This is a genomic window from Mesorhizobium sophorae (genome assembly GCF_002270415.1).
In the GTDB taxonomy this organism is placed as follows: domain Bacteria; phylum Pseudomonadota; class Alphaproteobacteria; order Rhizobiales; family Rhizobiaceae; genus Mesorhizobium; species Mesorhizobium sophorae.
The window spans coordinates 79,265-99,585 of the sequence record NZ_NNRI01000008.1 but is presented as its reverse complement, the minus strand read 5'-3'; the positions used below and the strand labels follow the sequence as shown (position 1 = coordinate 99,585).

Annotated in this window: 14 protein-coding genes; 13 read left to right on the top strand and 1 reads right to left on the bottom strand. The window is 63.9% G+C overall.

Annotation, left to right across the window (positions count from 1 at the left end; all coding sequences use genetic code 11):
- Window positions 1-2 precede the first annotated feature (2 nt).
- From CGZ66_RS12645 to CGZ66_RS12620, 6 genes are all read left to right on the top strand, one after another.
- Entirely contained in the window at window positions 3-923 is a 921-nt protein-coding gene (locus tag CGZ66_RS12645) for an ABC transporter permease (RefSeq protein ID WP_095084488.1), read from the top strand.
- Complete coding sequence (locus CGZ66_RS12640) at window positions 916-1,716, top strand: ABC transporter permease (RefSeq protein ID WP_095084487.1); 801 nt, start codon at window positions 916-918, stop codon at window positions 1,714-1,716. The genes CGZ66_RS12645 and CGZ66_RS12640 overlap by 8 nt, the downstream gene beginning before the upstream one ends.
- 24 nt (window positions 1,717-1,740) lie before the next feature.
- The gene (locus CGZ66_RS12635) at window positions 1,741-2,775 is read left to right on the top strand and encodes an ABC transporter substrate-binding protein (protein ID WP_095084486.1); all 1,035 of its coding nucleotides are present in this window, start codon (window positions 1,741-1,743) and stop codon (window positions 2,773-2,775) included.
- A gap of 69 nt (window positions 2,776-2,844) precedes the next feature.
- The gene (locus CGZ66_RS12630) at window positions 2,845-4,041 is read left to right on the top strand and encodes a serine hydrolase domain-containing protein (protein WP_095084485.1); all 1,197 of its coding nucleotides are present in this window, start codon (window positions 2,845-2,847) and stop codon (window positions 4,039-4,041) included.
- 167 nt (window positions 4,042-4,208) lie between these two features.
- Window positions 4,209-5,390, top strand: a complete 1,182-nt coding sequence (locus tag CGZ66_RS12625) for a serine hydrolase domain-containing protein (RefSeq protein WP_095084484.1) — start codon at window positions 4,209-4,211, stop codon at window positions 5,388-5,390.
- Between the two features lie 126 nt (window positions 5,391-5,516).
- The gene (locus CGZ66_RS12620; RefSeq protein ID WP_095084973.1) at window positions 5,517-7,841 is read left to right on the top strand and encodes a Tex family protein; all 2,325 of its coding nucleotides are present in this window, start codon (window positions 5,517-5,519) and stop codon (window positions 7,839-7,841) included.
- Between the two features lie 284 nt (window positions 7,842-8,125).
- Here CGZ66_RS12620 and CGZ66_RS12615 read toward each other — a convergent pair whose 3' ends face one another.
- Entirely contained in the window at window positions 8,126-9,073 is a 948-nt protein-coding gene (locus tag CGZ66_RS12615; protein ID WP_095084483.1) for a LysR family transcriptional regulator, read from the bottom strand.
- A 155-nt stretch (window positions 9,074-9,228) separates the two neighbouring features.
- Here CGZ66_RS12615 and CGZ66_RS12610 point away from each other — a divergent pair, with 155 nt between their 5' ends.
- The 7 genes from CGZ66_RS12610 to CGZ66_RS12580 all read left to right on the top strand — a co-directional run bounded on the left by CGZ66_RS12610 (window position 9,229) and on the right by CGZ66_RS12580 (window position 20,204).
- Window positions 9,229-10,419 carry an acyl-CoA dehydrogenase gene (locus tag CGZ66_RS12610; RefSeq protein ID WP_095084482.1) on the top strand — a complete coding sequence of 397 codons (1,191 nt, stop codon included), beginning with the start codon at window positions 9,229-9,231 and terminating at the stop codon, window positions 10,417-10,419.
- A gap of 111 nt (window positions 10,420-10,530) precedes the next feature.
- Complete coding sequence (locus CGZ66_RS12605; RefSeq protein WP_095084481.1) at window positions 10,531-13,890, top strand: transglutaminase family protein; 3,360 nt, start codon at window positions 10,531-10,533, stop codon at window positions 13,888-13,890.
- Between the two features lie 6 nt (window positions 13,891-13,896).
- Entirely contained in the window at window positions 13,897-16,308 is a 2,412-nt protein-coding gene (locus CGZ66_RS12600) for a circularly permuted type 2 ATP-grasp protein (RefSeq protein ID WP_095084480.1), read from the top strand.
- Between the two features lie 67 nt (window positions 16,309-16,375).
- Window positions 16,376-17,260, top strand: a complete 885-nt coding sequence (locus CGZ66_RS12595) for a transglutaminase family protein (RefSeq protein WP_095084479.1) — start codon at window positions 16,376-16,378, stop codon at window positions 17,258-17,260.
- Window positions 17,261-17,359: 99 nt separating this feature from the next.
- On the top strand, window positions 17,360-18,451 hold the full coding sequence (locus CGZ66_RS12590; RefSeq protein WP_095084478.1) for a DNA topoisomerase IB: 1,092 nt from the start codon (window positions 17,360-17,362) through the stop codon (window positions 18,449-18,451).
- Between the two features lie 107 nt (window positions 18,452-18,558).
- Window positions 18,559-18,933 carry a YciI family protein gene (locus CGZ66_RS12585; RefSeq protein ID WP_095084477.1) on the top strand — a complete coding sequence of 125 codons (375 nt, stop codon included), beginning with the start codon at window positions 18,559-18,561 and terminating at the stop codon, window positions 18,931-18,933.
- Window positions 18,930-20,204 (top strand): RNA polymerase sigma factor, encoded by a 1,275-nt coding sequence (locus tag CGZ66_RS12580; RefSeq protein WP_095084476.1) that lies wholly within the window; start codon window positions 18,930-18,932, stop codon window positions 20,202-20,204. The genes CGZ66_RS12585 and CGZ66_RS12580 overlap by 4 nt, the downstream gene beginning before the upstream one ends.
- Window positions 20,205-20,321: the final 117 nt, after the last annotated feature.

The window sequence follows — 20,321 nt, the reverse complement described above, 5'->3', positions numbered from 1 at the left end:
CGATGGCGACCGCAGAGGAAGTCGCCAAGGCAGCAGAGCGGCGCGATATCCGCGATCGCTGGCTTTTGTCAGCCCCAGCACTGCTGGTCATTTTTCTCGCCGCGACCGGCCCGTTGCTGATCGTGCTGGTCTATTCGTTCCTGACGCCGGGTTCCTATGGCGACGTGAAGTGGCAATTCTCGCCGGAAGCCTGGATAGCGGTATTTCTGGAGCGCGATATCTTCGACGATACGCTTTCCGTCGCCGCAGCCCACGTCACCATCTTCCTGCGCTCGATCAAGCTTTCGGTGGTGACGACCATCGCCACTTTGGTGCTTGGCTTCCCGACCGCCTATTTCATGGCGACGCGCAGCGAAAAGACCCGCGATCTATGGCTGTTCCTGATCACCATACCGTTCTGGACCAACCTTCTGATCCGCACCTTCGCGGTGCTGCAGATCATCCGCAACGAAGGCATCGTCAACACGATCCTGCTCAAGCTCGGCATCATCTCGTCGCCGATCCAGATCCTCTACACCGATACCGCGATCCTGATCGGCATGGCCTATGTCTACCTGCCGCTGATGGTGCTGCCGATCTATGCCAGCATGGAAAAGCTTGATTTTCGCCTGGTCGAGGCAGGCTATGATCTCTATGCGACACGCTTCAAGGTGCTGCGGAAGATCATTTTCCCGCTGGTCAAACCCGGCGTCATCGCCGGCTCCATCCTGGTCTTCATTCCGGCACTCGGCGCCTATGTGACGCCAAGCGTGCTTGGCGGCGGCAAGAACATGATGCTGTCCAACCTGATCGAATTGCAGTTCGGACAAGGCCGCAACTGGCCACTTGGCTCGGCGCTGTCGATCGCGGTGATGATCATCGTCATGGTGGCGCTGCTTGCCTATGTGCGCAATGCCGGCAAGTCGGGGGTGCGTCATGGCTAATCGCTTTTCCATCAAGCATCAGCCGGGATTCACGGCGATCGCCGCGACCTGCTTCATCGTGCTCTATCTGCCGATCGTCGTGCTGGTCATCTACGCCTTCAATGCCGCGACATCGACCTCCGAATGGGGTGGTTTCTCACTCAAATGGTTCCAGTCGGCGTGGCAGAATACGCAGGTCATCGATGCGACCCTGCGCTCGTTCCAGATCGGCGCCACCGCCGCGGTGTTCTCGACCATCTTCGCCACCATGGCCGCGCTCGCCACGACGCGCACGGCCTCCTATCCGGGTCTGACGTTCAAATACGCTGCGATCAACCAGCCGCTTATGGTACCCGAGATCGTCACCGGCGTGGCGCTGCTGATCTTCTTCTCGCGCATCAAGATCTTCACCGGCTATTCCGGCCTAGGTTACCTGATTGCCGCGCACACGGCGTTCTGCATTCCGTTCGCCTACTTGCCGATCCGGGCGCGGCTTGAGAACATGGACCTGACGCTGGAGCGTGCCGCCGCCGATCTGTATGCGACGCCGTGGCGAACCTTCAGGCGCATCACGTTGCCGCTTTTGTGGCCCGGCATTCTCGCCGGCCTGATGCTGGCCTTCGTCATCTCGCTCGACGATGTTGTCATCACGGAATTCGTCAAATCGGGCGGCCAGGACACGCTGCCCACCTACATGCTCGGCCAGATACGCCGCGGCATAACACCTGAGATAAACGCGATATCGACCGTGTTCCTGCTCTTGTCGGTCGCTATCGTGACGTTGTTCTTCTTCATCAGCAGGAAACACGACTAAATCTGAAAAATGGGAGTTAACACCATGAACTGGAAGACAACAGCGACCGCCATGGGGTTGGCGCTGCTCGCATCGACGAGCCTGGCTCGCGCCGATGGCGAACTGAACATCTACAATTGGGGCAACTACACCAGCCCCGACGTGATCAAGAAGTTCGAAGCGAAATACAACATCAAGGTGACCATCACCGACTACGATTCCAACGACACCGCACTCGCCAAGGTACGCCAGGGCGGCACCGGCTTCGACATCGCGGTTCCGTCGCAGACCTACGTGCCGATCTGGATCAAGGAAGGCCTTGTTCTGGAGACCGATCCAGGCAAGATGGAGAACTTCAAGAATGTCGCGCCGGAATGGGCCAATCCCGATTTCGACCCGGGCCGCAAATATTCGGTGCCGTGGGCCCTGGGCACTGTCGGCGTGGTCGTCAACACCGACGTCTACAAGGGACCTGCCGACAGCTGGGGCATCATCTTCAACACGCCCGACGAGCTGAAGGGCAAGGTCAATGTCGTTCCCGAAATGAACGACGTCATCTTCGCCGCGATCAAGTATGTCGGCGGCCAGCAGTGCACCACCGACAAGGAAGTGCTGAAGAAGGTGCGCGACACGCTTGTCGCCGCCAAGCCCAACTGGATCGCGATGGAGTACAACACTATCGAAAAAATGGGCGCCGGCGATTTCAAGGCGACCAGCGACTGGAACGGGTCGGCGCTGCGCCAACGGCTGGCCAATCCGGCCATCCACTACAACTATCCGAAAGAAGGCTTTGGCCTGTGGAGCGACAATGTGGTCGTTCTGAAGGAGGCCAAAAATGTCGAGAACGCCAAGCTGTTCCAGAACTTCATCATGGATCCGGAAAACGCGGCAGGTCTATCGGCTTTCCACCGCTACGCCAATGCCATCGTCGGCTCGGACAAGTACATGCCTGCCGACATGAAGGACGCACCGGAAGTTGTCATTCCGGCGGCCGACAAGCCGCATGCGGAGTTGCAGCAGATGTGCGCTCCTGAGATCCAGGACCTCTACACCAAGATCTGGACCGAACTGCAGAAGTAACTGCCTTTCGACGGACCCGGCGGCACACGCCGCCGGGTCCGTTTTGATGTTCACCGAGGCTTGGCTTTCATGGACTCCTATCGCAATTCCGATCCGCGGCCGCCGATCATGCAGGGCTCGCCGCCCGCCATGGTGCTACCCAAGCTCGACTGGGACCGGCCGCCATGGAACCGCTGGGCGTTCCAGCATATCCGCGAATTCCTGCCGACCGCCGAAGTCTGGCGCGGCAATGGCCATCGCCATCGCTTCGACCGCGCCGAGGTCGATCTCGACGGGTTGCCGGTCGAGGACAGCACGGAGGCGCCGACGACGCTCGCCGGACTTCTGGACGAGACCTATACGGACGGCTTCCTGGTGCTCAAGGACGGCAGGATAGCCTATGAGCGCTATTTCAATGGCATGAATGACCGCACGTTGCATCTGTCGCAATCGATGGCGAAGTCGGTGACCGGCTCGGTGTTCGGGATATTGGCCGGGCGCGGCCTGATCGATCCGGCCAGGCTTGTGACGGACTACCTGCCAGAGCTCAGTGCTACAGGCTGGGCAGGCGCCAGCGTGCAGCACGTGCTCGACATGACGAGCGGGGTGCGTTTTTCCGAGGCGTATACCGACCGCTATTCGGACATCGGTCAGGTCGATGTCGCGACCGGCTGGAAACCGGTGCCGCCGGGCAGCGATCCGGCCTTTCGCTGGCCCTCGCACATGTTCGAGCTGATCCTCGGCCTCACGGAAACGATCCGTCCGCACGGGGCTGCGTTCGAATACCGCTCGATCGAGACCGATGTGCTCGCCTTCATCATGGAGCGGGTGACGGGCAAGCGTCTGCCGCAGCTGGTCTCGGAAGAACTCTGGCAAAAGCTCGGCGCTGATGAAAGCGCCTGTTTCACCGTCGACAGTGCTGGCTACGCGGTGGCCGACGGCGGCTTCAACGCGACGCTGCGCGACTACGGCCGCTTCGGCCAGCTGATCCTCGACAATGGCGGCGGTGTGGTGCCGGCCGACTGGATCGAGGCGACGCGCAGCGGCAGGCACGGGCCGGACTTCAATCCCAGCCTGCCCGAAGGCAGCTACCGCAACCAGTTCTGGATCGAGGATCCGCGCTCGCGCGCGCTGATGTGCCGGGGCGTGTTCGGACAGATGATCCACATCGACTGGAACACAAGTATGGTCGTGGTGAAGCTTTCGACCTATCCGGATTTCAGCAATGTCGCCTATTCGGAGGCGACCGTGAAGGCCGTGCATGCGATCGCCACGGCACTGAACTGAGGGGCTGCTTGGAAACCCACTCCGGCGGCCATCTGGCGGCGTTTTCTGCGCTTCCGGTGCTCACGGACCCGCTCCGCTCCGGTTCTCGAAACCACCGCCATATGACTCGCCGGAGCGACTTTCGAAACAGCCTCTAAGAAACCCAAAGAAATCCGGAAGGAAACGCCATGACCGGCAAGACCGCGTTCGAAACCCGATACGGCTTTCGCCGCAATGAGGTGCTGCTCGCCAACTGGCGTGAAAACCCGTTCAACCGGTGGTCGTTCCAGAATCTCGGCGAGCTGGTGCCGACGGCGCCCGTGGCCGCCGCCCCGGGTGGTGTCGAGACGCCGGTGCGGGATATCAGCGGCCTGCTGGGCAACAAGGTCACGGTCGCCGGCGCGCCGGAGACGGTGGCTGATTTTCTTGTACGCTCGAACACCGACGCGCTGACGGTGATGAAGGGCGGCACGGTCATCGGCGACTGGTTCGCGCCGCATATGGATTTCGGCGCCCGCCACATCATCTTTTCGATCAGCAAGTCGCTGACCGCGATTGTCGCCGGCATATTGGAAGGCGAGGGCTTGTTCGATCCGGAAGCGCCGGTGACGCATTACATTCCGGAAGCCGCCGGATCAGCCTACGCCGACGCGAGCGTTCGGCATGTGCTCGACATGAGCGTCAGCCTCGACTTCGAAGAGGCCTATCTAGATCCGGAAAGCGCCTTTGCCCGCTATCGCCGGGCGACGCTGTGGAATCCGGGCGGCGGCACGGAAAGCCTGCGCGAATTCATCCTGACCTTGCAGCGGCTTGCCGAGCCGCATGGCCAGACCTTCCGCTACCGCTCCCCCAATTCCGACCTGCTCGGCATCCTGCTCGAGCGCGCCTCGGGCCAGCGCTTTATTGACCTGATGCGCGAGAAACTGTGGCTGCCGCTCGGCGCCGTCAGCGAAGCCTCGATCGGCGTCGACATGGAAGGTACGGCGCGCACCGCCGGCGGCATTTCGGTGACGCCACGCGACCTGGCGCGTGTCGGCGAGATGATGCGGCAAGGCGGCACGGCCAATGGCCGCCGCGTCGTGCCCGAAGCCTGGGTACGCGATACGATTGCCACCGGCGGCAGTTCGGAAGCCTGGCAGCGTGGCGCGATGCTGCCGCTGTTCCCCAAGGGCCGCTATCGCAACAAATGGTACCAGACGGGTCTACCGGGCGGCGCCTATTGCGGCATCGGCATCCACGGCCAGTGGCTCTATGTCGATCCCAGGACCGAAGTGGTGATCGCCAAGATGTCGTCGCAGCCGGTGCCGGTCGATGATCCGCTGGATATCGAGATCGTTGCCTTCTTCGAGGCGATGAGCCGGATGGTCTAATCTCCCTACCCGCCGAATCAGCGCGCGCTTTCCTGTGGACCCGCCGGGCTGATGAAAACGCTGCGGTTGGCGGACTGAACGTCTGCGCCTATGGTCGCCGCTCTTTTCGACGAGAGCAGGAACGACATGGCATCCGACTTCAAGCGTATCGCAGCCATCATCGCGGCCGAGATCACCGCGCGGCCCGAACAGGCCGCCGCGGCGATCGAACTGCTCGACGAGGGCGCAACGGTTCCTTTCGTGGCCCGCTACCGCAAGGAGGTGACGGGCGGGCTGGACGACACGCAGCTGCGCCTGCTTTCGGAGCGTCTCGCCTATCTGCGAGAGCTCGATGCGCGCCGCGACACCATCCTTGGGTCCATTCGCGAGCAGGGCAAGCTGACCGACGAGCTTGAAGGCAAGATCGTCGCCGCCACCACCAAGGCGGAGCTGGAAGACATCTACCTGCCCTACAAGCCGAAGCGCCGGACCAAGGCCGAAATCGCCAGGGAGCGCGGGCTGGGGCCGCTGGCCGAAGCCGTCCTCGCCGACCGGTCGCTGGTGCCGGCCGAACTGGCGCTGACCTATGTGACCGACGAAGTGGCCGACCCCAAGGCGGCACTTGAGGGCGCGCGCGACATCCTGTCGGAACAGTTCGCCGAGAATGCCGACCTTGTCGGCAAATTGCGCGCCTACATGAAGAAGCGCGCTTTCATGCGCGCCAGGGTGGTCGACGGCAAGCAGGAGGCCGGCGCGAAATTCTCCGACTATTTCGACCATGTCGAGCGCTGGGCGACCGTGCCGAGCCATCGCGCGCTGGCGATGCTGCGCGGGCGCAACGAGGAAGTGCTGTCGCTCGACATCGAGGTCGATGCCGATGACATTTCGCCGGTAAAGCCGGTCGAGCGGATGATCGCCAACGCCTATGCCATCGGCGGCAGCCTGCCCGGCGACCGCTGGCTGATGGAGGTGGCGGGCTGGACCTGGCGGATAAAACTGTCGCTGCACCTGACGCTCGATCTGATGCGCGACCTGCGCGAGCGGGCGGAAGAGGAAGCGATCCATGTCTTTGCCCGCAACCTAAAGGATCTGCTGCTTGCCGCCCCCGCCGGCTCGCGCGCCACGATGGGGCTCGACCCCGGCATCCGTACCGGCGTCAAGGTGGCGGTGGTCGACGGCACCGGCAAGGTGCTGACGACGACGACCGTCTATCCGTTTCCACCCAGGAACGATGTGCGCGGCACGCAGGCCGAACTGGCAAAACTCGTTCGTCTGCACAAGGTCGAGCTGATTTCGATCGGCAATGGCACCGGCAGCCGCGAGACCGAAAAGCTGGTGGCCGACATGCTGTCCGATATGCCGGCGGATGGTGGGCCTAAGCCGCTCAAGGTGATCGTCAGCGAGGCGGGCGCCTCGGTCTATTCGGCTTCAGCTACGGCGGCGGCGGAATTCCCCGGCCTCGACGTGTCGCTGCGTGGCGCGGTGTCGATCGCCCGGCGACTGCAGGATCCACTGGCCGAACTGGTCAAGATCGAGCCGAAGTCGATCGGCGTCGGCCAGTACCAGCACGATGTCGACCAGTACCGGCTTGGCCGCTCGCTGGAAGCGGTGGTCGAGGATGCGGTCAACGCCGTCGGCGTCGATCTCAACACCGCTTCGGCGCCGCTGCTGGCGCGCGTTTCGGGCCTTGGCGCATCGCTGGCCGACGCCATCGTCGCGCATCGCGATGCGACCGGACCCTTTGCCAGCCGCAAGGATCTGCTCAAGGTGCCCCGCCTCGGACCTCGCGCATTCGAACAATCCGCCGGCTTCCTGCGTATCGCCAATGGCAGCGAGCCGCTCGATGCCTCGTCAGTCCATCCGGAAGCCTATGGCGTGGCGAAGAAGATCGTCGCCGCCTGCGGCCGCGACGTGCGCTCGCTGATGGGCGACAGCGCCGCGCTGAAGGCACTCGATCCACGTGTCTTCGTCGATGAGCGTTTCGGCTTGCCGACGGTGCGCGACATCCTGGCGGAGCTGGAAAAGCCTGGCCGCGATCCGCGCCCCGGTTTCAAGACCGCGACCTTCGCCGACGGCATCGACGATATCAAGGATTTGAAGCCCGGCATGCTGCTGGAAGGCACCGTCACCAATGTCGCCGCCTTCGGTGCCTTCGTCGATATCGGTGTGCATCAGGACGGGCTGGTGCATGTCTCGCAACTGGCCGACCGTTTCATCAAGGACGCGCATGAGGTGGTCAAGGCTGGTGATGTGGTCAAGGTGCGCGTCGTCGATGTCGACATCAAGCGCAAGCGCATCGCCCTTTCCATGCGCAGGGATGGCGGAGAGGGCGGCGCCTCGCGCGGCGGGCCACGTGACACAACGGGTGGCAAGCCAGCGCCGCGTTCGCCTTCACCGCAGCGCCAGCCGGAACGGCCGGCGCAGCAAGGCGCGTTCGGCGCGGCGTTGGCCGATGCGTTGAAGCGGAAGTAGCGGTTCTTCTCGCTCCGCCAAGGTCGGTGCCGCCCCTCATTGCCCTGCCGGGCATTTCTCCCCGTATAGTGACGGGGAGAAAGGGCTGGCCGCATCGCCGTCACTCTTCTTGAAACGCTGGCGATTGGTGAAATCGCCAAAGACAGCCCCCTCTCCCCGTCACTATACGGGGAGAGGATGCCGGCAGGCAGGTGAGGGGCGGCGCCACCGCCCGTAAAGGTCACTGGAAGGCATTCGAAGCCGCCAGTACTCAAGGCTGTCCGCTGTATCTTGCTTCCAGCCGATCAAACCTGCTCCGCGGGGATGCCTGGGCCACTCTCCACACCTTTGCGAATGCCCTCGCGCAACCCGATGTGCATCAGCAGCCAGTCGCGAAAGCTTGCGACCGGCGGGTGGCCGCGCTTGTCGTGCGGGACGACGAGATAATAGGCGCTGCGGCTTTGCATCGGCTTGCCGGGCGCGGGCACCAACTGGCCGCGCTGCAATTCGCCTGCGATGAGGATCAGCGGCAGAAGCGCCACGCCGAGGCCCGCCATGCAGGCCTGGGCGGCGGTGCCGAACTGTTCGAACTGCATGCCCGGTCCGGTCGGCGCGCTCAGGCCCTGGTGCTCGAACCATTCCGTCCAGGCGCCGGGGCGCGTCGTCATGTGCAGCAGCGGCAGGCGGCCGATATCTGCCGGTGTGGCGTTGGCGCGGCCGGCGAGGAACTCGGGCGACACGACCGGCGCCACGGTTTCGCGCACCAGCAGCGTCGAGTCCGCCTCCGGCCAGTCCGGCAGGCCGTAGTGGATGGCGGCATCCAGCCGCTCGCGGGCGAAGTCGAAGCGACCGACGCGGGTGACGAAGTTGATGGTGATATCAGGATTTTTTTCGACGAAATCGGGGATCATCGGCATCAGCCAGCGCGTGCCGAAGGTCGGCAAGATGGCAAGGTTCAGGATGCCACTATGCCGATTGCTCATCAATCCAAGGGCGGCGTCACGCAATTGGCCAAGCGCCGACCGTACCGCGTCGGCGTAGACTTCGCCTGCCGTCGACAGCCTGACATTGCGGCTGTCGCGTTCGAACAGCCGGCGGCCGAACTGATCCTCCAACAGTCTGATCTGCCGGCTGACCGCGCCCTGGGTCAGGTCGAGTTCCTGGGCGGCAGCGGTGAAACTGCCGAGGCGGGCCACTGCCTCGAAGGCGGCAAGGGCACTGATGTTGGGCAAAAGACGGCGCTGGACACTCATGATCCATTACTAACGCTCATTGATCGGCGAAGCAATTTCGTTTGATTTTTTTGAGCCGCGGGTCGATAAGCCGGGCCAAGATTTTGCTTCATGCATGTCGTCATGCCAAAACCGCTGCACACTTTTGGGCGACCTGCATCAGTTGGGAGAGAGCCATGACCGCCGACAAGAATGCATTCGTCTGGGAAGACCCATTCCTGATCGAGAGCCAGCTTTCGGAAGACGAACGCATGGTGCGCGATGGCGCCGCGGCCTTCGCCGCCGACAAGCTGGCGCCGCGGATCGAGGACGCCTATCTCAACGAGACGTTCGACACGGCGATCTTTCGTGAAATGGGCGAGGCCGGCCTGCTCGGCATCACCATTCCCGAGGAGTTTGGCGGGCTTGGCGCCAACTACGTGACCTACGGGCTGGTCGCGCGTGAAGTTGAGCGCGTCGATTCCGGCTATCGCTCGATGATGAGCGTCCAGTCGTCGCTGGTGATGTACCCGATCTACGCCTATGGCTCGGATGAGCAGCGCAAGAAGTACCTCCCCAAGCTTGCCAGCGGAGAATGGATCGGCTGTTTCGGCCTGACCGAGCCGGATGCCGGCTCCGATCCGGGCGGCATGAAGACTCGCGCCGAGAAGACGGCCAACGGCTACAAGCTCTCCGGCTCGAAGATGTGGATTTCCAACTCGCCGGTCGCCGATGTGTTCGTCGTCTGGGCGAAATCATCGGCGCATGACAACCAAATCCGCGGCTTCGTGCTGGAAAAGGGCATGAAGGGGCTTTCGGCGCCGAAGATCGGCGGCAAGCTGTCGCTGCGGGCTTCGATCACCGGCGAGGTGGTGATGGAAGGCGTCGAGGTCGGCGAGGACGCGCTGCTGCCCAATGTTTCCGGACTGAAAGGCCCGTTCGGCTGCCTCAATCGCGCCCGCTTCGGCATTTCCTGGGGCTCGATGGGTGCCGCGGAAGATTGCTGGCATCGCGCCCGCCAGTACGGCCTCGACCGCAAGCAGTTCGGCAAGCCGCTGGCCGGCACGCAGCTTTACCAGAAGAAGCTCGCCGACATGCAGACCGAGATCGCGCTTGGATTGCAGGCCAGCCTGCGCGTCGGACGGTTGCTGGATGAAGGCAAGATGGCTCCGGAAATGATCTCGATCGTCAAGCGCAACAATTGCGGCAAGGCGCTCGACATCGCCCGCCAGGCCCGTGACATGCATGGCGGCAACGGCATCCAGATCGGCTACCACGTCATGCGCCACGCGCAGAACCTGGAGACCGTTAATACCTATGAGGGCACGCATGACGTGCATGCGTTGATCCTGGGACGGGCACAGACGGGCCTACAGGCGTTTTTCTAAGCCGGCACACCTGCTTAAATTAGGTGCACCGCAACATCTCTGCTTGGAGAATGGCCGCCATTTGTGTCAGGGTTCAGCGAATTCGTTTGAAACGCTGAACTCCGGGGCCCCATGGCAATTCTGGCAGCTGTCTACCATCTGACCCATTACAAATATGACCGGCCGGTGGTTCTCGGACCGCAGATCATCAGGCTGCAGCCGGCGCCGCATTCCCGCACCAAGGTGTTGAGCCATTCGCTGAAGGTCGAACCGGCGAACCACTTCGTCAATCTGCAGCAGGACCCCTACGGCAACTTCCTCGCCCGTTTCGTTTTTCCCGAGCCGGTGACGGAACTGAAGATCGAGGTCGATCTCGTCGCCGACATGACGGTCTACAATCCGTTCGATTTCTTCGTCGAGCCGTCGGCCGAGGCGTTTCCGTTCGAGTACCCGGAAGAGATCCGCGACGATCTCGCCATCTACCGCACACCGGAGCCGGCCGGTCCACTGCTTTCGGCCTTGCTTGGGACCATCGACCGCAACGCAAAGAATACCGTCAATTTCCTCGTCGACCTCAATGCCCGGCTGCAGCGCGAAATCGCCTATATCGTGCGCATGGAGACCGGTGTGTTCTCGCCGGAAGAGACGCTGGCCGCGAAAAAAGGCTCGTGCCGCGATTCAAGCTGGCTGCTGGTGCAGATCTTGCGCAATCTCGGCATCGCCGCGCGCTTCGTCTCCGGCTATCTGATCCAGCTCAAGCCGGATCTCGTCGCATTGGACGGACCGCCGGGAACGGCGATAGACTTCACCGATCTGCATGCCTGGTGCGAGGTCTATCTTCCCGGCGCCGGCTGGATCGGCTTCGATCCGACCTCCGGCTTGCTCACCGGCGAGAGCCATGTGCCGCTCGCCGCCACGCCTCATTTCCGCAATGCGGCGCCGATTTCCGGCATGGCGAGCTTTGCCAATGTCGATTTCGGCTTCGAGATGCGGGTCGACCGCATCGCCGAACACCCGCGCATCACCAAGCCGTTCTCGGATGAAAGCTGGCAGGCGCTCGATGCACTCGGCAACAAGGTCGATGCAGCACTTGCGGAAGGGGACGTGCGGCTGACGATGGGCGGCGAGCCGACCTTCGTCTCGATCGACGATTTCGAATCCGCGGAGTGGAACACCGCTGCCGTTGGGCCGACCAAGCGCGAGAAGGCCGATGCGCTGATCCGGCGGTTGCGCGAGCGCTTCGCGCCGGGCGGCTTTCTCCACTACGGCCAGGGCAAATGGTATCCGGGCGAAAGCCTGCCGCGCTGGACCTTCTCGCTCTACTGGCGCGCCGATGGTGAACCGGTGTGGAGCGACCCGTCGCTGATCGCGCGCGAAAAGAGCGCGGCCGATGTCGGGCCGAAACAGGCCGAAAGCCTGTTGACCGCGATTGCCGGCGAGCTCGGCATCGAAAAATCCATGGTCAGCGAAGCCTATGAGGATCCGGCCGAGTGGCTGCTCAAGGAAGGCAAGCTGCCGGACAATGTCGATCCCTCCAACTCCAAGCTCGAGGATCCGGAAGAGCGCAGCCGCATGGCGAAAGTCTTCGAACGCGGGCTGACCAAGCCGTCCGGCTATGTACTGCCGGTGCAGCGCTGGAACAGCCAGGCGTCGGGACCGCGCTGGCGGTCGGAAAAGTGGAAGACGCGGCGCGGCCGGCTGTTCCTGGTGCCGGGCGATTCCCCGGTCGGCTATCGCTTGCCGCTCGGCACGCTTCCCTATGTGCCGCCGGCGCAGTTCCCCTATATCGTGCCGGTCGATCCGTCGCTGCCGCGCGGGCCGTTGCCGGCGCGCGAGGCGATCCTTCCCATAGCGGCTCCGGCCGAGCTTGAAGGCGCCGATGAAATGGCGCGCCGCCAGCAGGCGGTGTCGTTCACCGCGGCAAGCGGCCAACAGGACCGGGTCGAACAGGAAATCACCGAGATCGGCGGCGCGGTGCGCACCGCACTCTCGGTCGAGCCGCGCGACGGGCGGCTCTGCGTTTTCATGCCGCCGGTCGAGGCGCTCGAAGACTATCTTGAACTGGTGGCGGCTGCCGAGAATGCAGCGCGGACCATCGGTCTGCCGGTGCATATCGAAGGCTATGGCCCGCCGCACGATCCGCGCCTCAATGTCATCCGCGTCGCGCCCGATCCCGGTGTCATCGAGGTCAACATTCATCCCGCCGCCAACTGGCAGGATTGCGTGGCGACGACGACGGCGATCTATGACGAGGCGCGGCAGACCCGGCTTGGCGCCGACAAGTTCATGATCGACGGACGACACACCGGCACCGGTGGCGGCAATCATGTCGTCGTCGGTGGCGCGACACCCAATGACAGTCCGTTCCTGCGCCGGCCCGATTTGTTGAAGAGCCTGGTGCTGCAATGGCAGCGGCATCCGTCGCTGTCCTATCTGTTCTCCGGCCTGTTCATCGGCCCGACCAGCCAGGCGCCGCGCTTCGACGAGGCGCGTCACGACTCCCTCTACGAGCTCGAGATCGCGATGGCGCAGGTGCCGCATCCCGACCAGGGCGCTGCACCTTTGCCGTGGCTGGTCGACCGGCTGTTCCGCAACCTGTTGACCGATGTCACGGGTAATACGCATCGCTCGGAAATCTGCATCGACAAGCTGTTTTCGCCCGACGGACCGACCGGCCGGCTCGGCCTGGTCGAGTTCCGTGGCTTCGAGATGCCGCCCAATGCGCGCATGAGCCTGGCGCAGCAACTCTTGGTCCGTGCCATTATTGCCCGCGCGTGGAAGAACCCGCTCGACGGCCGCTTCGTGCGCTGGGGCACCTCGCTGCATGATCGGTTCATGCTGCCGCATCATGTCTGGGCGGATTTTCTCGACGTGCTCGACGATCTCAAGCTCAGCGGCTTCGAGTTCCGTCCGGAATGGTTCGATGCCCAGCTCGAATTCCGCTTCCCGTTCTGCGGCGAGGTCCAGCACGCCGGGATCAAGCTGGAGCTGCGGCAGGCGCTGGAGCCGTGGCACGTGATGGGCGAACAGGGAGCGATCGGCGGCACCGTGCGCTTCGTCGATTCCTCTGTCGAACGGCTGCAGGTCAAGACCGAGGGGCTGAACCCTGAGCGTCATGCGGTGGTCTGCAACGGCCGCATCGTGCCGATGAAGGTCACCGACAACCGCGAGGTGGCGGTGGCGGGTGTCCGCTTCAAGGCGTGGCAGCCGGCTTCGGGCCTGCATCCGGCGCTGCCGGTCAACACGCCGCTGGTCTTCGACATCTATGACCGCTGGTCGGGCCGCGCGGTCGGCGGCTGCGTCTACCATGTCGCGCATCCGGGCGGGCGCAACTACGACACCTTCCCGGTCAACGGCAACGAGGCGGAGGCACGGCGGCTTGCCCGCTTCGAACCGCGCGGCCATACGCCGTCCTTCTATGTGCTGCGTGAGGAACAACCGGCGGAAGATTTCCCGATGACCCTTGACCTTCGGCGGCCGGCAAGACTCTGATCAACGATGGCAAAGGGGAATCACAAAAGGGTACGCGGCAAGCCGCAGATCCACAGCCTGCTGGAGCACTACCAGCCGATCGAGGGCGTCGTCGACGAGATGGTCGATGCGTCAGGCACTCCCCGTCCGGTCTGGAAGCACTTCATCGAGGCCCTCGACGAACTCGGGGCTGAGAAGCTCGGCCAGCGCTTCGCCCGCGCCGACCAGTATCTGCGCGACGCCGGCGTCTACTACCGCGTCTATGACAAGGCCGGCGCCAATGAGCGCGAATGGCCGCTGGCGCATGTTCCCCTGCTCATCGAGGACAGCGAGTGGGCCGCAATCAGCGCCGGCCTCGTGCAGCGCGCCGAACTGTTCGAAGAGACGATTGCCGATATCTACGGGCCGAACCGGCTGGTCGAAAAAGGCATCCTGCCGGCGGGGCTGATCGCCGCCAGCCCGGAATATTTGCGGCCAGTGGTCGGCACCAGGCCGGCTGGCGGCCATTTTCTGCATTTCTGTGCGTTCGAGCTCGGCCGTGGGCCCGACGGCCAATGGTGGGTGCTGGGCGACCGCACCCAGGCGCCATCCGGCGCCGGCTTTGCGCTGGAGAACCGCGTCGCCACCACGCGCGCGCTGTCCGATATCTATGGCGAGATGCATGTGCACCGCCTTGCCGGCTTCTTCCGCCGCTTTCGCGATGCGCTGATCGGCATGGCCAAGGAAACCGACGGCCGTGTCGCCATCCTGACGCCGGGGCCGCTCAACGAAACCTATTACGAACACGCCTATATCGCCCGCTATCTCGGCATCATGCTGCTCGAAGGCGAGGACCTGACCGTCTCCGGCGGCAGGCTGATGGTGCGCACGGTCTCCGGCCTGATGCCGATCAGCGTTTTGTGGCGGCGGCTCGACGCTGCCTTCGCCGATCCGCTCGAACTGCGCCCGGATTCGCAGATCGGCACCCCGGGCCTGGTCGAGGCGATCCGCCGGGGTGCGGTTGCGACCGTCAATGCGCTTGGCTCCGGCCTGATGGAAACACGCGCACTGCTCGCCTTCCTGCCCAAGATCTCGCGCGCCTTGCGGGGCGAGGAATTGCTGCTGCCGAGCGTCGCGACGTGGTGGTGCGGGCAGGTGACGGAGCGCGCGCATGTGCTTGCCAATATCGACCGCATGGTGATCGGTCCGGCGCTGTCGACACGGCTTGCGTTCGAGGATGACAACCAGACGAAGCTCGGCTCGGCGCTTTCCGCCGGGGAGCGGGCTGAGCTGGTGGCGCGCATCGAAGGTGAAGGCGGCGCCTTCGTCGGCCAGGAAGCGGTGACGCTTTCAACGACACCGGTCTTTGTCGGCGGCTGGCTGGAGCCACGGCCGGCGAGCCTGCGCGTCTATCTGGCGCGCACGCCCGAGGGCTGGACGGTGATGCCGGGCGGTTTTGCCCGCGTCGGCCTGTCGCTCGATCCGACGGCGATTGCCATGCAACGTGGTGGCCAGGCGGCTGACGTCTGGGTGGTCAGCGACAGACCGGTGGAGCGCGAGACGCTGCTGCCGCAAGAGGGTGACAGCTTCATCCGCACCAGGCCGGGCAGCCTGCCCAGCCGGGCGGCGGAAAACTTGACCTGGCTCGGCCGTTACATCGAACGCTCGGAAGACACGGTGCGCATCCTGCGCGCCTATCATGTGCGGCTCGCCGAGACGTCCGACCCCGACATGCCGCTGCTTGCCGACATCAGGGATTATCTCGAGCCTTTCGGCATCGATGTCGAGACGGCGATCCCGTCGGGGCTGATCGGGACGCTGGATAGCGCCGTCTACAGCGCCGGGCAGATCCGCGACCGGTTCTCACCCGATGGCTGGCTGGCGCTCAAGGATTTGTCGAAGACCATCCATCAGTTCGCCACGACGGTGGCGCCCGGCGACGACGCGACACGGGCCATGACGGTCATCCTGCGCAAGCTCGCCGGCTTCTCCGGCCTGCTGCATGAGAACATGTACCGCTTCGCCGGTTGGCGTTTCCTCGAGATCGGCCGGCGGCTGGAGCGCGGCATCCAGATCGCCCGCACGCTGTCCCGGCTGACCGGCGCCAAGGCGCCGGACGGCGCGCTCGACATGATGCTGGAGATCGGCGACAGCGTGATGACCCACCGCCGGCAATATCCGGTGCAGGCCGGCCGGCGCACGGTGGTCGATCTCCTGGCGCTCGACCCGCTCAATCCGCGCTCCATCCTGTTCCAGCTCGAACGGTTGAAGGCAGAGATCGGCCTGTTGCCGTCGCTCGGCGGCGAGGGGCACATGTCGCCGGCGGCCAAGGAGATCCTGCAGCTCAACACCCAGATCGCCATCAAGGAGCCTTCCGACATGACGGCAAAGGCGCTGGACGATCTCGCCTATGAAATCGGCGGCCTCTACAACAGCCTCGCCAAAGCCTATTTCGGCTAGGCAGGTTCCGCAAAAGGGTCACATGGTTTTGCGACAAGACCCTGCGCCAAAACAAGAAAAGTAGCGCATGCTTTACGACATCCGGCTCCATCTCCATTACGACTATGCCGCGGCGGCCGGCGGCGGCCGCCACCAGATCCGCGTGCTGCCATCGACGATTTCCGGCGTGCAGCGCGTCATCGCCGCGTCATTGTCCTTTGCGCCGGCGCCCAACGAGCGTTCGGATTTTTTGGACTTCTTCGGCAACAACGTCACCTCGATCGCCTTTCGCGACGCGCATGACGCGCTCGACATAAGGATGAGCGCACGCGTATCGGTGTCACGGCCCGAGCCCGGGCTCGACGTGTCGCCGGATATCGGCCGGCTCAGGCAGGAACTCGCCGCAGTGCGGTCGCTGGCGTCAGATGCACCGCATCATTTCCTGACGGGCAGCACCCATGCTGGCATCGATGGTGCGATCACCCTCTATGCGCAAGGCAGCGTCGGCGGCTCCGCCGCCGGCACGGCGATGGACCTGTGCAATCGCATCCATCGCGATTTCACCTATGACGGCGAGGCGACGACGGTGCGGACCCGGGCCAGCGACGCCTTCAGGTTGAAGCGCGGCGTCTGCCAGGATTTTTCGCACATCATGATCGCCGGCCTGCGCGGGCTCGGTATTCCGGCCGGCTATGTCAGCGGCTTCCTGCGCACCATCCCGCCGAAGGGCAAGCCTCGGCTGGAAGGCGCCGATGCCATGCATGCCTGGGTCAAGGTCTGGTGCGGGCGGGACGCCGGCTGGCAGGAATTCGATCCGACCAACGGCATGCGGGCCAGCAACGACCACATCACCGTCGGCTACGGCCGCGACTATTCGGACGTGGCGCCGATCGTCGGCGTGCTCAAGACCACCGGCGGACAGGTCGGCGAACAGGCTGTCGACGTCATTCCGGTTGTGCTCGAAAAAGCCTGAAAGCAGGCTCGGCGCCAGCGCTGTCGCCGGCTTTTCGCACGACCTTTGGAACCAGCAATCGGCCCGCAGCTTATCTACGGATATTTGCGTGGAGCAGACATGCTGCAAAAATCCGGATCGTCGCACGGCCGGCCGGCTGACGAAGATGCTGTGCCGAAGAACGGGGCGCAAACCTCGGCCGATCATGCATCGCTTACCTATGTCAGCGATGCCGAGCCCGGCATAAGGCGGCTGAAGGCAGGCAAGGGTTTTTCCTACAAGGGACCGGACGGGCGGCCAGTTCCCGACGTCACGCGGGCGCGCATCGAGGCAATCGTCATTCCGCCGGCCTGGACGGATGTGTGGATTTCGCCGGACGCCGACGGCCATATCCTGGCGACCGGCAGGGACCAGCGCGGACGCAAGCAGTACCGCTACCATCCGCTGTGGGCCGAAGAACGCGACGGCGCCAAATATTCGAGCCTTGTCGCCTTTGCCGAAAGCCTGCCGGCCCTGCGGCGCCGGATCGACGGCGATCTGCGCCGTCGCGGCCTGCCGCTCGAGCGTGTCGTCGCTGCCGTCGTCTGGCTGCTCGACAACACGATGATCCGCGTCGGCAACGCCGCCTATGCCCGCGACAACAAGAGTTTCGGGCTGACCACATTGCGCGACCGCCACGTCGACATCGTCGGTTCAAGCCTGCGCTTCGCCTTCAAGGGCAAGTCCGGCAAGGAGTGGAAGCTGAAGCTGGTGGATCGCCGCATGGCTGGGATCGTGCGCGGCGCGCAGGACCTGCCGGGCCAGAAACTGTTCCAGTATCTCGATGAAGACGGCAACAGGCGGCCGGTCCGTTCAGAGGACGTCAACAGCTATATCAGGGAGGCCGCCGGCGATGCGTTCAGCTCCAAGCACTTCCGCACCTGGGGCGGCACCATCCATGCCGCGTCACTGTTTGCGCAGGCGGAATTGCCGGAAAGCCAGGCGCAGCAAAAGCGGGTGATGAACGGCGTCATCGACGAGGTCGCCGAGCGACTGGGCAATACGCGCGCCGTCTGCCGCAAATGCTATATCCATCCGCAGGTGTTCGAGGCCTGGTCGCAAGGACGATTGCTCGACGAAATGGCGCAAGCCAACAAGCGCAAGCGCTCGATAGACGGTCTCGATAGCGAGGAAGCTCTCGTGCTGAGATGGCTAAAGGTGCGCGAAAGCTAACCGGCGGCAAGGGCGGTTACCAAATGCGCGGCACCCAGACTTTTTTATCGACGTCGTGTCGGGATCGGTCCTAGTGTTTCGTCCTTTGACAGAGAAAAGGACCAACCATGCTCTACGCAATCCTCTGCTATGCCTCCGAAGACGTCGTCAGCTCGTGGAGCAAGGCGCAGGACGATGAAGTCATAGGCAAGCTTCTCAACGTTCAGGAAAAGTACGTCCAGGCCGGACGACTTGGCCCAGTGGCGCGGCTGTTGCCGACCACGGCGGCGACGACGCTGAGAAAGGTCAAGGGCGAAGCCGTCGTCATCGACGGGCCTTTCGCGGAGACCAAGGAGCAATTCCTCGGCTTCTACACGCTCGAATGCGCAGATCTCGACGAGGCTGTCGAGTTCGCCCGTGAACTGTCCGACGTCAACCCGAGCGGCGGCTCCTACGAGATCCGGCCGGTTCAGATGTTTCACACCAACAAGATTCCCGCATGACCGAACTCGCCTGGATAAGCTCGACAATCAACACCGCCCGTCCGCAGGCGATGGGCGCGCTGCTGCGTTATTTCCGCGATCTCGATACGGCGGAGGAAGCTTTCCAGGATGCGTGTCTCAGAGCCTTGAAGAACTGGCCGCAGAACGGGCCGCCGCGTGATCCGGCGGCCTGGCTGATCTTTGTCGGCCGCAACAGCGGCATCGATGCGGTACGCAAGCGTGCCAAGCAGGCGCCGATGCCGGAGGAAGACCAGATCTCCGACCTGGAAGATGCCGAGAGTGATATGGCCGAGCGGCTGGACGGCGCGCATTACCGCGACGACATCTTGCGGCTGCTGTTCATTTGCTGTCATCCCGATCTGTCGCCGACGCAGCAGATCGCGGTGGCGCTGCGCATCGTCTCGGGCATCACCGTCAAGCAGATCGCGCGCGCCTTCCTGGTCGGCGAGAGCGCCATGGAACAGCGCATCACCCGCGCCAAGGCGCGCATTGCAGACGCCGGCGTGCCGTTCGAGACGCCGGGCGCGGTCGAGCGCTCGGAACGGCTCGCCGCTGTCGCCGCCATGGTCTACCTGATCTTCAACGAGGGCTACTCGACCAACAGCGGCGAGGCGCCGGCCCGCGCACCGCTGTGCGAGGAGGCGATCCGGCTGGCGCGGCTTTTGCTCAGGCTGTTCCAGACCGAGCCGGAGATCATGGGGCTGACGGCGCTGCTGCTGCTGCAGCATGCGCGCGCGCCGGCCCGTTTCGATGAAGACGGCGAGATCGTGCTGCTTGAGGATCAGGATCGCAGCCTGTGGAGCCGCAAGATGATCGACGAGGGGCTGGCGCTGGTCGACAAGGCGCTGCGCCATCGCCAACCCGGTCCCTACCAGGTGCAAGCCGCGATTGCCGCGCTGCATGCGCGAGCCGACAAGGCCGAGGACACCGATTGGGTGGAGATCGATCTGCTCTATGGCCTGCTCGAACAGATGCAGCCGTCGCCGGTAATCACGCTCAACCGCGCGGTCGCGGTCTCAAAGGTGAGTGGACCGGCGGAGGCGCTCGCCATGATCGAGCCGCTCGAACAGAGGCTTTCCGGCTATTTCCACTTCTTCGGCCTCAAGGGTGGCCTATTGATGCAGCTTGACCGGGGCGAAGAGGCGCGTGTCGCCTTCGACCGCGCCATCGCGCTCGCCAACACGGCCGCGGAAGCCGCCCATATCCGCATGCATATCGACCGGCTGATGAAAGACGGTGCGGTACGGGGATCTGCCCGCACGGCGAAATGACTGACTTTTGGTCTGGTTCAACGGTCTGCTCTCGGCTTGGACCATGCCGGGGTGGCGATTTTCCCCTGGAACGAGTAATGCCACGCCATGACAGTGCCTGAGGTGCCTTTTCGGCAC